The following is a 16,348-nucleotide window of genomic DNA, read 5'->3' as shown; positions in this document are numbered from 1 at the left end:
TGACGTCGCACCATCGAACACCTCCGTGATCACGGGGTGTTGCGACGACCGGTTGAGTCCGCCCTGCGACCCGCGGTCGGTGTGATGCACCGTTCCCGCGGCTGGCCTGCGGGCGGTGATGGCCATGCCGACCGCATCGAGGACCAGCTCGGTGCGCAGGTGGTCGGCCATCGCCCAGCCGACCACTCTGCGGCTGAAGGCGTCGACGACGACAGCCAGGTAGACGAACCCCTCCCAGGTGCGCAGGTAGGAGATGTCGGCGACCCACAGCTGGTCGGGTGCGGCCGCGGTGAAGTTCCGCTCGACCCGGTCCGGTGCGGGTCGCGGTGGAGACCGCGCGGCGGCCGTACTTGCCGCGCCGGCGCCGGTGCACGCCTTCGATGCCGCCGGCGCGCATCAACCGGGCGACCCGCTTGCGGTTCCAGGCGTGCCCGCGGTCGCGGACCTCGGCGGTCAGCCGGCGGGCGCCGTAGATCCGGCGGTGCTCGACCCAGGCTTCCCGGGCGGCCTCGATGGCATAGGCCTCCTCGACCTCGGCGGCCGTCGGGCCGCCGGCGCGGGCGGCCCAGGCGTAGAAGCTGGTGGGGCTGATCCGGAACACCCGGCAGAGACGGCGCACGCCGTAGCTGGTCTTCTCCGCGGCGATGAACTCGCAGACCAGTCCGCGGCTCACCGGCCCGTCTCCCGAGCGAAGAAGACCGCGGCTTTTTTCAAGATCTCCCGCTCGACTTCCAGCTCGGCCACCTTGCGCCGCAGCCGGGCCAGCTCCATCCGCTCGTCGGCGCTGAGCGCGGCCGGCCCATCGGCCCGCTGGCGGCGCTCGGCGGCGACCCAGTTGCGCAGCGTCTCGTGGTTGATCCCGAGCTCGCCGGCGACCTCGCGGACGCTACGTCGGCTGTCGAGGACCAGCTGCGCGGCTCGCTGCCGGAACTCCTCGGGGTACTTGCTCCGTCGGCCCACCCGGGCCCTCCCTCCTTGGCTGGTGCCAAGTCTGGAGGTGTTCAGCCAACGGGGGTCACTTCACAGACGTGTCCGCGCGCTACGGAACTGACAGGCTCATCGGGCACGGTCAACCGGAGTAGGAGCAGTCCCCTCGATCCCAAGAGTCAAGACACTCGCGATCACCTAGCGGTCCGCCTCGGGCCAGGCGTCAGGGCACGAAGAGACGCATCACCTGATGCTCGGCGGACGTGCCGTTCTCCACTTGCAGCTCAAAGTTGGAGGTCACCAGCCCGCTGGTGCCGCTCCAACGACCGGCGCCCTCTACCTGCCAGATCACCGCCCCTCGCAGCGTGCCGCTCTCTGCAGAAGGCTCCAGGACTCCGGACCCCACGGTGGACAGCCGCAGGACCCCGCCGTTGAAGGCCATTTCGCCTTCTTCGAGGAAGTGGGTGTCGTCGGTCATCGACACGTGTGTCTCGTATGAGGCTTCAGCGTCAGCTGCGGAGGCGTCGCCTTCGATCAGGGTGACCGTGCCGGAGCCGGATTTGACGTCGAATGAGGGGGGTTCGCCGGAGGGTGCCGCGGCCTGCGGTTCGAAGCGGAGGAGCAAAGTCTGCCGTCGCATGGCAGCCATCCCAACAGTCGTAGATATCTGGCAGGACATCACTGAGGCTAAGAGCGGCGCCGGTTGGGTAAACGCTCGTCGTCGTGGCGGATCACGGTCTCAGGACTGTCTCGCGGGGCGTGACGATGAGTCAGGGGATCGGTACGAAGGGCGCGCCCAACCGCCCCGAGGACCAGGGCTCAGCACGAGGAACAGGCAGGCGTCTCGAACGCCACCGACTCGCCTGTCTACGCGGACGACGGCGCGCCCCCGGACGTATCAACGGCGGCTGAAGTGTGACCCCCTGGCGGCGGGCGGGTTTTACGGCTTGTCGCCAGGGGGTCAACTTTTCAGCCGTCGTTGACAAGAGTCCAGTGCCTTCAGAGTCTTCGCGGACAGACGGCCCACCCCGAGAGATCGACCCGCATCGCGTTACGCAGTTCGTTCCAGTCACTCATCGGGAAGTCGAGCTGTGGCGCCTCAGGAAGGTCGGGCCCCCGGGGACAATCGCCTCATTCGCCTCGAGGAGCTTGTCCGCCTCCGCCAGCAAGGCGACATACACGCGCATGAGGGGCTCCACGACTGCCCCCGGCGCGAAGACCGATGACTGCCCAGGTCGGCTAGCCAACGTCGGTGTCAGCGGCGCGCACCACGACGCCCTTCGAAGACGCGGAGCTACCAGCCGGCGGCGGTCACGTCCGCCGCCTGGAGGTGTCCCTCCACGACCTTGAACTGATCTGGGTCGAGGTAGCTGGGGTTGCTCCCTGCCGCCATCCGGATGAACTCGGCCTTCCGTAACTCAGCCTCCTGCATCAGGTCAACGCGCAGCGCGGGAGTCGACAGCGGCACCACCTTGATGGGGACTCCCGGCGCGAGCCGGCGCATCTTCACCAGATCACGCCAGTACCGGCCGGCGCCGCGGCTGTTGTCGTCTACGACGCCCGTGAGCTCTCCTAGGGCAAAGATCCCGGGCTTATCTGACCCGCTCAGCCACAAGAGACACCGCTGGCCTGGTGCCATCAGTTCCAGGCGGTAGCTCTTGCGCAGAGGAACCCAACCGCCAACCTTGAAGGGGCCCTGCTGCTCCCACTGTGAGAGAAGGTCGTACGTCCGTGGGTTCGCCTTCAGGACCCAGCAGGCGATGTCAGTCATGGTCAGGCGGGCAGACGGCACGGTGTCACTCCCCGGTCGGTGTTGCCAGACATCTCCTCTTCTGGCCGGACTGAGAGTGTGACTCGCACCTCATCAGCCGACGCGGCCGTATCTCCTCAGTACCCTGGAGAGGCTGGGCTGGCGGGTCTGCATCGCGCCGACGCTGGGCAGCGGCACGCGTAGCCCGAAGGCAAGGAAAGTACACAGGTCGCCAGGAGTGCGAATCCCAACGGCCCACTGGAGTCGGCCTCGGAAGTTGTCCCATCGGCGAAGCTGATCGCCGCTGATCTCAAGGGATGGCCGCGAATAGCCTGGGCGTCCGGGTCCGACTCGACGACGGCGGCCGGGTCGGCCTAATTGGGCTGGATGTCAAACTCATCGCTGAAGCCGGCGGCCTGCACGGCTGGGGCGGTGTCCAGGTTGCCCGGCTCCACCTCCAATCCGCTGGCGGCGGGCCCCGTAGCGCTTGCCGCACCCGCGCTAAAAACCACACTCGCGGCCACGATGACACTCACGACCGCTCCCCGGGCGCTCCAGCGTCGACCTGCCTGGGACATCACGGTTCCCCCATCCCGGTGATGCGCCGACGCCATCGCCGCCGCTGCGCGGCAGCGTCTCGCACGCCGTCGGCGTGTCACAAACCGTTTACCCCGCCAGCTGTGAGAGCGGCGGTTACAGCTCGAACACCTCTTCGCAGGTGACCACCCGCTCGCGCGCCGGGATGGCCGCGCACAGGCAGTGAGCCAGGACATCTATGCGAAGGGACATGGGTTGCGACCGTCGGCGATGCGCCACCGTCCGTCGGTCTGTGGGTGACGACGCCGAGGCGGTGGAGCGCGGACACCGCGAGTCTCATCCTCAGCGGGGGCGTACGGGCTGGCGGATTCGCAGGGACGACATGCCCGAGCCCTCAGCGGATCCGGACCCCTCGGACGTTCAGTGGGTTAGTTGCCAGCGGCGCGGAACTGCTCGACGACGTCAGCCTTGATGCGTCCCCGGGCACTGACCTCGATACCCTTCCCAGCCGCCCATGCGCGGACAGCGGTCGGGTCGAAGCCCGAGTGGGACGTCTTGCCGGTGGTGGCAGAGCGGCGTCCGTCGCCCGAAACCCTTCGAGCAGCGTGGACGTACGGGAAAGCGCCTCACGCAGCGCGGTGGCGTTCTCGTGCGACAAATCAATCTCGTATTCGGTCTTGTCCAGGGCGAAGTTCACTGTCGTGTCGGCCGATTCGCCGGTCAAATCATCGACCAGAACGACCTGAGTCTTGGTAGCCACAGCAACAAGGGTTCAGACAGGCTTTCTCATTGTCAACTTGGAAGTCGTGAACTATCAGCCCTAGAAGGCGGGTGTCCGTCCCCGGCGCGGCCCCCTCAACAGTCCTGCACCAAGCTAGGCCACGACGACTGCACCCCCAACTGCGCCCGCCGGAGCAGTTCGCGGGCACCACCAGCCCTGAGCCGGACCCAGCCACGCAGGCCTGGATCGAGGCGTTCATCGTCGAGCAGTAGGCCGCCAGCTGGTCGCTGCACGAGCTCGCCAAGCTGACGGTAAAGCTGGCCTCGGCTGAAGGCCCCTGCGCCTGGCGCCAGCCGGCCCGGTAGGGGGCGATGATCGGCAGCCGGCCATGCACGGTCGCCTGGGTATTACCGTGGACACGAGAACCTCTAGCGAATGTGGGGCTTCGACAAGCCATACCCCACTCGGAGTTTCTCCTGCGTTCAAACCGGACCGGGGGCAGTCCCCTATCACCAACGTCCCGGTCAGGTACATCTAGATAGGCGGGCTTTGGCGGCCCGCGCAGCGGTACGGCGATGACCGGGCGCCGGCTCCGCGGAGTGTTCGAGCTCGTCCGCTTCGGGATCGTCCTTCCCTTCGAACTCGTCCTCGGCGGACTCGTCTCCCCATGTCGACTCGTCCAACACCCAATTGCTCCCGAATCGTCACGGTGCGGCGTACGGTCCTGTTCAGAGCCGCTGGCCGACGGCCGCCGCCGAGCGCCGACGCGCTCCAGAACAGGGATCTCGGCGAACTTCAGGTGGCAGCCGTGGCCTCCAGCAGCGTCCCGGAGCACACCCGGCGGCATGTAGTGGTACTGGCCGTAGCGCTAGCGGTTCCCGTCGCTTGGTTGGTGGTGAGCACCGGCGCGTGCCTGTCCGACGGTTCGCTGGTGTATCCGGAGGGAAGCGGTTCCTGGGGCGATAGCGTTCCGGTGCGGCGCGTGTACGGCGACAGCACGCTGCGGCAGGACGATCGCATCATCGCAGTCGACGGCATCCCCTTACAGCGATGGGTGTCCGGCGGCGGCACGCATGACACCCGCCACCCGGGAGAGACTGTCAACTACGTCCTGCAGCGCGACGGCACCCGGCAGGATCGAGCGGTACTGCTCACTGAGTACCCGCTTTTGGAGGCGGTGCGGGCGAACATCGTCGTCGCGTCCGCGCCGTTGGTCATGCTCATGGTCGCCGGATTCGTCTACTGGCACAGGCCACGGGAGCCTGCGGCCCGGCTGATGCTCGCCGGCGCCGTGCTCTTACCTCTCTACGCCACGGCGTGGCCGGTCGGTCTGCAAGTCATCGACCTCGCCGGGGGATGCGGACCTTGGCGATACATCGTGGCAGATCTCGCCGCCGCGGCGATGTGGGCCGTCCTGTTGCATCTCGCGCTGGTCTTTCCCGATCCGCACCCCGCAGTGGCAATAAGTCGCTGGGTGCCGTGGGTCGCATACCTCGTGCCGCCTCTGCTCTACGCCGCCCAGCTGGCGCTGACGCTGCCCGCCGCCGGGGATCCGCTCGCCCGTCTGGAGCGGCTCCTCCTCGTGTCGGCGCCGTCCGCCTTGGTCATACCTGCCCTCGTCGCGGGCTTTTTGGTGGCCGGATACCGCCGGTGCAAGGACCCCGCCATCCGCCGGCCGCTGCAGTGGATCTACGTCAGCTTTCTGCTCGCACTGGTCCTATACGTCGGCCTGGGCCAGGTGCCGGACTGGCTCGGTGGCGAGCCGCTCTTGGACTGGCGATGGGTGGTGCCGTTGCTGCTGCCGATGCCCGTCGCCCTCGGCGCAGCCGTCCTGCGTTACCGGCTCCTTGACATTCAGGTCATCGTTCGCCGGTCGGCGGTCTACGTGACCCTGACCACAGCTCTCTTCTCATTGTCCCTGGCCGCGGTCGCCGTCTTAACCATGGCCCTCCCGGGCCAAGAGATCGCCCGGAGACCTGAACTGGCCGTATTCATTGCAAGCCTGGTCACGGTGCTGTGCATAAATCCGCTGCATCGCTGGCTGCACCGCACTGTCTCGCGGCTTCTGTTCGGCGCTCGGCACGATCCCTTCGAGGTCGTCTCTAGGCTTGAAGGGCTCAGCACCGCCAGCCGTCCTGAGCAAGTGGTCACCGACGCAGTGCACGATCTCGCCACATCGCTGCGACTCCCCTACGTCGAGCTCCGACTGCAGCACCCCAACGGTGGGCCCGAGACCGTGGTCCGATATGGCGAGCCTCAGCAGCAACCACTGGAGCTGCCCCTGCAGCGGGCCGGCGCCTCCGTCGGAAAGCTGCTGCTCGGGGTCGGCCGGAGTCAAGAGCCCTTCGGTCCGGCCGACCGGCGCCTCTTGGAGGCAGTGTCGGCCGAGTTCAGCGGTGTCGCCCACACCGCGCTGCTCGTGCACGCCCTGCAGGCCAGCCGCGAACGGCTCGTCCTCGCACGGGAGGAGGAACGACGCCGACTCCGCCGTGATCTGCACGATGGTATCGGCCCCACTCTGGCCGCCACACTCATGCAGCTCCAAGCAGCGCGGGCCACGCAAGGTGAGTCGGAGTCCCTCCCAGAGTTGACGACCCTTGAGACAGGAATCCGGCAGGCCCTCGCCGATCTCCGGGTGATCGTCGACAACCTTCGCCCCCCATCACTGGACGAGCTGGGACTCGTCGACGCGATACGCGAGCGTGCCTCCGGCTTCGCAAGCAAGTCCCCCCGGGTAGATGCTGCGCATCGGCCTCGAGTTGAGGTCCACGCAGAGGGCCTCTTAACCAGCTTGCCCGCCGCGGTCGAGGTGGCCGCGTTCCGCATCGCGGTCGAGGCCGTCACTAACGCCGCCCGCCACTCCGGCGCCACCCACATTGAGGTACGTCTCCGGGGCAACGGTTTCGTCGACCTGAAGGTCCGGGACAACGGGACCGGCCCAGCCCCCTCGTCATTCACGTCCGGAGTGGGCCTGCAATCGATGGCTGATCGAGCCGCCGAACTCGGAGGGATGTGCACCGTCACCCATGACGAGACGGGCGGCACGGTGGTCCACGCGCTACTGCCGCTAAGTCCAACTGTCACCGATGCTCCGCTGCCGACACAAGGCACGCCCTCTTAACCAGGGTGCCCTGGGCACTGGCGGTCGAAGCCCGACTGCGCCGGGACGGTGGCCCCATGACGCCGGGACCAGCAGGGCGGGATACTCGGCGACACGCCCAACGCGGAGGGGAGCATCGACATGCAGCCCCGGCCCCATCCAGCCACCGCACCAGGCACTCTGGTCGATAAGCCGGAGGACTCGGTCGCGTCGGGGGCCAGCCCTATTCGCATCCTCCTCGCCGACGACCATCCGACCTTCCGGGAAGGCCTGCGCGCCATGCTGGGCACTCTTCCCGGAGTCGCCGTCGTCGGGGAAGCCGGGACTGGGAACCAGGCTGTCACGGCCGCAGCGACGCTCCGACCGGACCTCGTGGTCATGGACCTTCACATGCCCGAACTCAGCGGCATCGACGCCACCCGGCTCATCACCGAGACGGATTCGCACATCGCCGTACTGATCCTCACGATGTACGAGGACGATGACTCAATTTTCGCCGCCATGCGTGCCGGCGCTCGGGGCTATCTCCTCAAGACCGCCGACCGCGACGAGGTCCTGCGGGGGGTGACCGCTGTTACCCACGGCGAGGCCATCTTCGCCCCCGGAGTCGCCGAACGGGTCCTCGCCTACTTCGCCAACGGCAGCGCCCCCAGCCAGCCCCCCTTCCCAGAGCTCACCGACCGAGAACGTGAGGTCCTCGACCTGATCGCAGCTGGCCTCGCCAACCAGGCCATCGCAACCACCTTGCACATCACCTCGAAGACGGTCCGCAACCACATCTCCAGCATCTTCGCAAAGTTGCGCGTGGCGGACCGCAATCAACTGATCGTGCGGAGCCGCGAACAAGGATTCGGCCGGACTGCTCCGTCCCCCTGAGACGGCCTCGATCGCAGTATGCGGCTTCGCCAGCACAATGCAGCCACGCACCGACCCACCGCAAGCGTCGGCACCGGCTGGACTCCTGCGCTCCAGCACCTCCTTCACAGCCTCCTTAGGACAACTGATGAGCGCCCCGGGGGACCAGAGTCCTAACGTCTGAGCGGGCACCCCTCCGAACCTTCCCGCCCATCTCGGGTCTCGCGTCTCATGTGCTTGGGCGCCGCCACCACGGATCCTGAACGCGGCGGAAGAACAGGGACTGCCGGGGAGCCAGCCAGTCTTGATTCCGTTCGAGCGGGCGCTTGCGGTTGCCGGTCAGTACGAGTGCCCGGCCACCACTCGACGCCCACAGCAAGCGGGGTGCATCTTCATTGCGCCCATGAGACTCAGGGGGCATGCCAGAATGAAGCGACTTGCAGCAGTTGCCACGGCGGTCGCGAGTCTAATGCTCATCGGCACAGGGGAAGCTCAAGCCGCGCCGAGGAATCACGACGAAGCGGGCTTCTCAAGCTCGCAGACCAACTACAGCGGATTCGGGCCGCCATCGTCGTGCCCAACTCCCGGAAGGTACGAAACCGTAATCTGCGCCCGACCATACGGTTGGCAGCCCGGGCACGAGCCTTCGGAGGGCCGCGGAAGCGCCGCTCCCCGCCCTGCACCTGAACAAGGCTACCCAGGCGGTGGGCGCGGTAGCGACTCGCTGGCGAATGAGCCAGACCCGTCCAACGGTACAGATGCCTGCAAGGCACCGGCACCCAACTTCGACTGGCTCGATGAGCTCACCGTCGAAGACTTGATGAACGCGGGGATTTTGGACGAGGCCCTTTTAGCCGCCGCACGTCGGGCCGGGGTGTCTGTCCAGCTCAGCCACACCTACGGGACGGATCCGTGGCTCACCGACCACTGGCTACCAGGAATGCTCGTGGTCTTGGATAACACGGCGGGCGCCGCGGCCGGATACCAGCTGGCCCGCGACTTGGCCGTCCAAGCCCTTACCCGACCGACCCCAGGCCTCGCTCGACCAGACGTGCAGGATCCCAACTTACGCAAGATTGTGGACGCGCTGTACAAACCAGGCGCCACCGTGGGGAATGGAAGCACGGCGGATGCAGTGTGGTTTGAACTCCTCACGGGTAATCCCGTGAAGGGCAAGCGACACATTGACAAGGCCGTGACGTCGATCAATGCTCTACAGAAGTGGCTGGATGCCAATCCCGGCGCACCTGCGGCGGAAGTAGCTGCTGCGAGAGCATTAATTCAAGACCTCGGCCGCGCTCTTGCACGTGATCCTCGACGTTGCTATAGCAAGTAGTCGACTCTAAACGCCAGGAACTCCGCCTCCAAGTCAGATGGGAGGTAAGAGCAACCCGTGCGCGTGCACGTCCTGCAGACCTCATGGCGCGGAACCCCTACAAGTCGCGCTCTGAGTCCGGGTGCTCATCTGACTTTGACCTTTCATGTCGGCAAAAGCATGCATCAGTCAAGCTCAGAGAGGAGGTGAGCAGTATGGTGGAGCCAGTCACGACGACCATCCTGATGATGGTGATGGGGAAGTTGACAGCCGTCCCTGTCGCAGTTGCTACACACGGAACCGCAGCAACCGCAACCCTGTCCGCGAAGGCCCTCGCGGCGAAGATTGCCGCAGCCATGTTCTGAACCGTATGCGGAGCGAGAGGAGGAGGCGACCTTCAGTGAGGTCCACGGGAGACTCACACTGCCTCCTCCTCTCGTCGCCGGTGGAGGCCACCACGGTGGCACCGAAGACGACTCAGGCCGTCCTCCCCAAGGAGGACGGCCTGAACATCGGGCCGAAGCTGAGGGGACTCACCCCTGACCCGACACTGCCGAGGGGGCTGGTGGTCATACACGGGTGGCCGCCGTGATTCACCAGTGCAGGTCAGAGAGCCCTGTAGTCATGGACGAACGCCATGGATCGGTCCCGAACGAGGGGGCTTGACTACCGTCGAGGCACCCGTCCTGAGGCAGCCGAACCCGGTACGGTTCCCGACACAGCTCCCCCTTCCTCACGGGCGCCCGTGAGGTCAAGGGAATTCACGGGACACGGCAGAGGGGCTGTCGTTCGATCGCGGCAGAATCGTGCGGCTGGCGGCGCGGCGTTAGGCGAGCAGTACCGCGACCGTCCCGACCCCCAGGGCTGCTGCCGCAGCCGTTCACCCTGCGGCAAGCTGCGATCCCTGTACGGGGCGGTCGCCGGCGTGGACGTCGGCGACCTGAAGCCGGACAGCTTCGCCGGCGGATGGAGCCGCAGCTGCACGACACCGGGAGGACGACGGAGCGCGTCGTCGGGCGCCCCGCCGCCCCCTACCGGCGCAGCTCTCCGACCGGTCGGGCGGCTGAGGCCCGGTTCGGCCTCATCAACACCGCCCGGCTCGCCGGGGAAGGGCGCACATTTGGCGGCGCTCCGCCTCCGACCCCCTGCCGACTCTGGGAGACTGACCCGCTCGGCCCGCGCAACTGCTCACTGTGATGTCGATCAATCCGGGCGGAGGTGCCGCACGATGCGCTTCTGGCAACGCTGCGATCCGGCTCCGAACCCCTGGCGATGGAGGAACACCGACTGCGGACGACCGCCTGGTTCTGGCGAAAGGGGTTGGGAATGCCATCGGAAAATCCCCTGATCGAGGCCGGTCGTACGATACGCGCCTTCCTCCCCAGCATCCTCGACGACCGCGCCGAGGACTTCGATCGTCGTCTCCTCGTCCAATTGCGCGAACGGAATGTCAGCGGCGTCGAGGACGTGCTCCAATCCTCGCCGAAGGTGATCGACTGGGTCGGCGACTTCACCGCACATGGGATTCCACCCGAGGTGGCGCTACTCGCCGAGCGCGACGGCGGCTACCAGGCCGCGCCGGGACGAGGAATCCCGTCACCTGTGCCGAGGTACGAATGCCCTGTTGATCACCTCTACGTGTGGTATCGCGTCGATCCCCGCGAGCGGGTCAGGGAATGCCCCGACCATCCCGGTCGACTTCTGGTCCGGGTCTGATGGCCATTGACAAGTTCACGGAGTCGGTCGGCTCCAAGCTCGGCGAGCGGGCTGCCGGCCTGCTCACGAGCGCTCCGATCGTGTACGCCGGCGCCGGCCTCCTCGTCTGGCTGGTCTCCGTCGGGCCCGGGGACGGCTGGTCCCGCCTGAAGGCCTGGAGCACGGGTCAGGACTCCGGCCGACTGCTGGTCTGGGCGGCGGCCGCGCTCGTCGCGGCAGGGGCGGCCGCCGCGGTGGTGCAGCGCTTCGTCCCGTCGACCATCCGACTGCTCGAAGGATACTGGCCTGCGCCGTTCCGCCGGTTGGCCACGCGCCTGGCTCGGCGGGCCTGGTCCGAGCGGGAGAAGGCGGCCACGACCCTGCGGGGGCTGAGCCCGGCCATCCAGTCGGGTGCGGCGTCGATCACCGACGAGCGCCGGTACGTCGAAGCCGATGCTCTGCGGGCACGCATCCCCTCGCAGCCGGCCTGGACCATGCCCACCCGTCTGGGGAACATTCTTCGGGCCGCGGAGACGCGGCCGATGGACAAGTACTCCCTCGAACCGATCAAGTTGTGGCCGGCCATGTGGCTCGTGCTGCCGAACGACGTCCGGCAGGAACTGATCGCGGCGCGCGCACGCCTGGACAAGGCGACTGCCGGTGTCCTGTGGTGCCTGCTGGGTGGGGCCTTCGGCGCGCTCGCCTGGTGGGCCGCGCCGGCCGCACTGGTGGCGGCCATCGCCGCCTACCGGTTCTGGGTCCTGCCGGCTGGGACCGACTACGCCGACCTCTTCGAGGCGGCATATGACGTCCACCGGTTCGACCTGTACAAGGCGCTACACATCCCTCTGCCCGCCGATGCAGCCGTCGAGCAGTTGTCGGGAAGCAGCTTGACCGAACTCGTCTGGCGAGGGCGCGACGACGCAGGTCTCGTCTTCGCTCATGGGGGAGAGGACGCCCGCGCAGACGATCACCCCGAGCCGCGTGGCCTCGGAGCCCTCGACGGTGGGTGGCTGCTGCTACTGAGGCCGGGGCGTCGTCGCCGTCGGGGTCAGACCCCCAGGTAGATGAACGGTGCCCAGAAGTACGGCGACCGGTGGGCGTGCGCTCGTTCCCACAGCCGCCTGGTCTCCGCCGGCACGTCCGTTCCTGCCAACTCCGGGCTGCGCGGAAACCGGTCGCGCTTCTCGGCGTTCGTGCTGTCGCGGACCCACTGCTGTGCGCGCCTGAGCGCTTCGGCCGGGTCGAGCCCGTCTGCCCGCCACAGTTCGTAAAACCGAACCATGAGCGCCATGGTGCTCGCGTCGGACACCGACCACAGGGAGCCGACGACCCCGGCGACCCCTGCCTGGAACAGGCTGGTGGGCAGGTTCACGACCTCGTCCGGGATCTGCGTGCCGGGCACCGCCGTCTCGCAGGCGGAGAGCACCGCCAGACGGGCGTGCAGAGACTCGTCGGCCAGGAGTGCGCGGGCGGTCAGGCGCTCATTGGAGGCGAGGACGATCCCGCTCTCCAGCGGATTGAGCAGGTCGGCGAGGGCATGGCAGGCGAAGTGCAGGACCGGGTAGTCCGCCAACAGAGGCACCACCGACGAGAGGGTGGCCTCCGGCCCCGAGACGCGGCGGGATCGGGAGAAGTGCTGGATGGCCGCATCGACCTCCGGTCCGGCCGAGGGCAGCGGACCGGCTGCCACCGGTCGTGGATCATCGACGGCGAGAACGCCGTCGGCGGGAACGGTGCCCGCGCGAGCCCGCGCGGCCGTGAGAGCCCGAGCATTGGGCGCGTAGGTCAGGACCAGGTCGTCGAGCGCATAGCGTCTGCCGGTCGGTGCGTGCGCGTCGTCGGTCCACGCGGCGTGCAGCGGGAGCAGCCCGAGCAGGCCGCCCGGAACGAGCACGGCCCGACCGGCCGCCGCCAGCATCTCGACCAGAGGCCCCATCAGGACGTCCCAGAGCCAACGCGTGGTCGATCCGAGGACAGCGATCCAGTCGTCGGGCCGCTCGCGGCGGCGCACGTAGGCACTCACATAGCGGCGCACCTGCGTCAGCACGACTCCTGAAGTCAACTGCGGCAGCCACAGTGGCGAGAGAGAGCCATCGGCGACGACGAGGCCGAGGCCGCCCGGCTCGGCGGCCGCCACGTAGGCGAGGACGGGCGCTGCCGACGTTACGTCGTCCAGATCGGCAGGCCTGAGGAAATCCTCGTACCCCGGGACCTTCCGGATCGACGAGACGGCGGCGTCGAGGTCCCTGCGGGCTCGCGGCATCTCCTCGAGTGCATCGGCATGGCCGAGAGCGCCAGCCGGGCGCTCCGACGTCACGAGACCCGTCGGGGAGACGAGCGTCCCCCGTTCCAGAGCGGCGAGCCGCTTCGTCGCGTTGCGGTATCGCTGCGCGAGATCATCGTGACCGAGCGCTGAGAGCTGCTCCAGGTCGACCCTGTCGCGCTCCAGCGCGTCCGAGAGCAGCAGCGCTCTGCCCCGTTCCAGGGACACGGCCGCTCCCTCGAGATCTCCGTGCTTCGCGAGCGCGTAGGCGGCCTGTGCCGGCAGGCCGTTCGCCTGGCTGAGCCACACCTCCTTGTGCACGCGCGTGAGCTGCCCGCTGAAGAGCAGGTCCATGGCGCGAAGACCGTAGCCGTAGGCTTCGGCTGCCTCCTGCCACGAGTGACGGCGAACGCTCCAGTCACCCCACGCGCGGCTGGACGAGAGCGCCGTGGCTATGCGTGAGGTCTCGCAAGCGGGCACGACCCTGCGGAAGAGAGATTTGGCCTGGTCGAGGTCCGCGGCATCGCCGAGCGCGTCGTAGCGCATGGACAGCGCCAAGGCCAGATTCGCTGAGGGCAGAGGATCGCTGAGGGTCTCCGCGTCGCCTGCCGCGACGGCCCGGCGAAGGAGGTCGATGGCGGCGTCGAGGTCGGCAGGATCGCCGCCACCCAGGTGGAAGCGTTCCATCAGCGCTCCGGCGAGATTGTTCATAAATCCCGCTTTCCGAGGCGCTGTTGCCGGTGCGAGAGCGACAGCCTGCCGGGACCCCTCGATGCTCTCGTCGAGGTCTGACACCTCTCCTGTGTGTACGTAACGGTCGTGGAGCCCGATCCCGAGGCTGCTGAGGATGTCCGGGCGGGCGGGATCGGACTCGGGTGAGGCCGCCAAGGCCTCCTGCCAGCATTCGATCGCTGCGTCGAGTTCGGAGATGTCGTCCGTGATCCGGTAGTGCTCCCGCAGCCCGGTTCCCAGGCCAGCGAGGTATCCCGGGCGGCTCGTGGACCCATCCGGTTCCGATGCGACGGCATCCCGCGACAGGTTGATCGCCCGCTCCAGGTCCGCGACCGCCCCCTCCCTGTAGTAGCGGTCCCTCAGGCCCACGCTCAGTTGAGCCAGCGCGGCCGCGCGATCGTGGGAGCCGGCCGGGGACAGCTCCACCGCCTGTTCCCACAACTCGAGACCCTCGGCGAGGTCGCCCCGGTCGCCGAGAAGGTCGTACCGGTAGTTCAGGGCGGTTCCCAGGCTGCCCAGGACCTCGAGTCGATCCGGCGATGCCGGCGTCATCAGGGAAAGGGCGCTCCGGTAGGACTCGATGGCCTGCGCCAGGTCTTCCGCATCGCCCCTGTGCAGGTAGCGTTCGGCCAGGTTGCGGCCGAGGCCGTACACGACGACAGCACGCGCATCTGTGCTCGCAGGCATGAGCGCGGCAGCTTGCTGGCTGAGATCTACTGCCTCGTCGAGGTCGTGGACGTCGCCGGACCGTCCATATCTGACGAACAGGGCGGACGCGAGCCCGGTGAGCACCCCGATCCGCTCATCGGATCCGGGCGAAGCGAGCTGAAGGGCGTCGTGCAGTGCTTCGATCGCCGCTTCGAGATCGGCTACGTCGCCGTATCGCGAATACCTGGCCCGGCGATACGCGCCGAGAAGTCTCAGGAACTGAGGGCGTTCCTCGGACGTCGGAGGCGTGAGTGCGACCGCATCCTCGGCGAGTCCCAAGGCCTCGTCGAGATCCTGGTCGTCTTGGGTGTACCTGTAGCGCGCATCCAGGTCTTCCGCCAGATCGATCATGAAGTGGGCACGATCCGGTTCGTCGGCGGGACTGGACCGGACTGCCTCCGTGTGCGCGAGGATCGCTCGTTCCAGCACTTCGGGTGCGCCGGATGCCTCGTGGTAGGCGCGCAGGGCCTTGCCGAGGAGGTCCATCACGCCGGCCCTCCGACGGGAGGTAGAGGGCGTCGAGCGCGCGGCCTGTTCGAGAGTCTCGAGCGCCTCGAACAGGGTCTCTATGCGCTCGGTAGCCCAGTACTCGGTCAGCTTCATAGCGCCGTCGCGCGTCAGTTCCCAGGCCCGGTTCCTCGTCAGCGGCTCGTCGGCCGATCCTCCGGAGGCGCCGGGTCCGCCGACGTCCGCCTCCCCTTCAGGAGCGCCCTCCTGATTGACCTCGAGGCGGGTGGCTTGATTGCCGAGCAGCCTGGCGAGTCGGGCCATGTTCACCGCCCCCTCGGCCTCACCGACGACGCCGTCCAGGTAGAGGACGGCCTGCCGCGAGAGATCGAGGGCCTGTCGGAGATTGGCCGTCGAGCCTTCGGCGTATCGAATGAGTTCTTCTCCGGAGTCCGGTGCCAGGACGCTCGGACCTTGACCTCCTGTGAGGACGTGAAGCGCTTCGGTGAACGCTTGTCGTGCCTGCCTCAGGTTCGTCTCGGCGTCCCCGTGGATCCTTTCCAGGTAGGCATTCGACAGGTTGAGCTCGTTCATCGTCCACGTGGTGGGCTGCTCTTCCAGGGGCAGGAACTCCGCCGCCACCTCGTAGGCCGAAATCGCACGTTCGACGTTGTCGGCGCGATCGCCGGTCGGTTCGGTGAGCAGGGCGTCTCCGAGCATGCCGTGGAGCCCTGCCCAGATCAGTGGATTCTTCTCGGGCTGGGTCAGGTCCATGGCGCGCTGCAGCAGCTGCATGCGTTCCGGCCCGGAAACCGCTCCAGAATCCTTCGGGGACGACAGGCTTCGCAGGATGGCCGTCAGCTCTTGGGGAATCTCGGCCAAAGCTCCTTGCTCATGTGCCACAGCCTTCTCGATACCGACATGCCGGGCGCGAACGAGCAGCCGGTGGAATCCCTGAAACCGATCGGCTGTCTTGAACTGCCCCTGCTCCGCGAGCTGGCCGATGACGTAGTCGAGCAGCTCGATGCTGCGCTTGCTGAGCAGGGTGGGATTGGCCTGAAGAATGCGCAGCACGTCGTCCCATCCCTGCGAAAGGGTCAGCTGCTTGAGTTGTTCCATAAGTTCGGAGTCAGAGGGGCCGTCCACTGCTCGCCTCGCCGATTGAACCGCTGGGCTGAGTCATGACCATGCTTCTCGGCGCGCCCATCGTCGTCAAGGCACAACCGCAGCAGGAAATCGGCGGTTGTGCGCTGATGTTCGCGCCGCAGGGTCGTAGCCGCCCCCGTGGCTCCGTT

General features: G+C 67.5%; 11 protein-coding genes and 2 pseudogenes. 5 read left to right on the top strand and 8 right to left on the bottom strand.

All coding sequences use genetic code 11. From position 1 onward, the window contains the following. The 7 genes and pseudogenes from MY526_RS21845 to MY526_RS21815 form a co-directional block, all read right to left on the bottom strand. Positions 1-273 (bottom strand): annotated as a pseudogene (locus tag MY526_RS21845) (transposase); the annotation flags it as partial. A 94-nt stretch (positions 274-367) separates the two neighbouring features. Next, positions 368-601 (bottom strand): annotated as a pseudogene (locus tag MY526_RS21840) (IS3 family transposase); the annotation flags it as partial. A gap of 68 nt (positions 602-669) precedes the next feature. After that, positions 670-960 (bottom strand): transposase, encoded by a 291-nt coding sequence (locus tag MY526_RS21835; RefSeq protein ID WP_436705070.1) that lies wholly within the window; start codon positions 958-960, stop codon positions 670-672. A 190-nt stretch (positions 961-1,150) separates the two neighbouring features. Next, entirely contained in the window at positions 1,151-1,576 is a 426-nt protein-coding gene (locus tag MY526_RS21830; protein ID WP_436705069.1) for a hypothetical protein, read from the bottom strand. A 645-nt stretch (positions 1,577-2,221) separates the two neighbouring features. Beyond that, positions 2,222-2,698 (bottom strand): EVE domain-containing protein, encoded by a 477-nt coding sequence (locus MY526_RS21825; RefSeq protein ID WP_436705068.1) that lies wholly within the window; start codon positions 2,696-2,698, stop codon positions 2,222-2,224. 353 nt (positions 2,699-3,051) lie between these two features. Continuing rightward, a complete protein-coding gene (locus MY526_RS21820; protein ID WP_436705067.1) occupies positions 3,052-3,213 on the bottom strand; it encodes a hypothetical protein in 162 nt (53 codons plus the stop codon). A gap of 395 nt (positions 3,214-3,608) precedes the next feature. Further along, positions 3,609-3,974 carry an Lsr2 dimerization domain-containing protein gene (locus MY526_RS21815; protein ID WP_436705066.1) on the bottom strand — a complete coding sequence of 122 codons (366 nt, stop codon included), beginning with the start codon at positions 3,972-3,974 and terminating at the stop codon, positions 3,609-3,611. 769 nt (positions 3,975-4,743) lie between these two features. Between MY526_RS21815 and MY526_RS21810 the strand changes: the two genes are divergently transcribed. The 5 genes from MY526_RS21810 (at position 4,744) to MY526_RS21790 (ending at position 11,967) form a co-directional block, all read left to right on the top strand. Further along, positions 4,744-7,056: a histidine kinase gene (locus MY526_RS21810; RefSeq protein WP_436705065.1), complete on the top strand. Its 2,313-nt coding sequence runs from the start codon at positions 4,744-4,746 to the stop codon at positions 7,054-7,056. Between the two features lie 120 nt (positions 7,057-7,176). After that, entirely contained in the window at positions 7,177-7,911 is a 735-nt protein-coding gene (locus MY526_RS21805; RefSeq protein ID WP_436705064.1) for a response regulator, read from the top strand. A 799-nt stretch (positions 7,912-8,710) separates the two neighbouring features. Then, positions 8,711-9,226, top strand: coding sequence for a hypothetical protein (locus tag MY526_RS21800; protein WP_436705063.1), 516 nt, complete (start codon positions 8,711-8,713; stop codon positions 9,224-9,226). Positions 9,227-10,423: 1,197 nt separating this feature from the next. Further along, positions 10,424-10,921 carry a hypothetical protein gene (locus MY526_RS21795; RefSeq protein WP_436705062.1) on the top strand — a complete coding sequence of 166 codons (498 nt, stop codon included), beginning with the start codon at positions 10,424-10,426 and terminating at the stop codon, positions 10,919-10,921. Continuing rightward, entirely contained in the window at positions 10,921-11,967 is a 1,047-nt protein-coding gene (locus tag MY526_RS21790) for a hypothetical protein (protein ID WP_436705061.1), read from the top strand. The genes MY526_RS21795 and MY526_RS21790 overlap by 1 nt, the downstream gene beginning before the upstream one ends. Here the strand turns inward: MY526_RS21790 and MY526_RS21785 are convergent. After that, the gene (locus tag MY526_RS21785) at positions 11,952-16,172 is read right to left on the bottom strand and encodes a CHAT domain-containing protein (RefSeq protein WP_436705060.1); all 4,221 of its coding nucleotides are present in this window, start codon (positions 16,170-16,172) and stop codon (positions 11,952-11,954) included. The two genes, MY526_RS21790 and MY526_RS21785, sit on opposite strands and share 16 nt — an antisense overlap. Between the last annotated feature and the right edge of the window lie 176 nt (positions 16,173-16,348).

This window comes from Geodermatophilus sp. CPCC 205761, from assembly GCF_051383655.1.
Lineage (GTDB): Bacteria > Actinomycetota > Actinomycetes > Mycobacteriales > Geodermatophilaceae > Geodermatophilus.
Note: the sequence above shows the minus strand (reverse complement) of the source record. Positions and strands in the feature narration are given on the sequence as shown.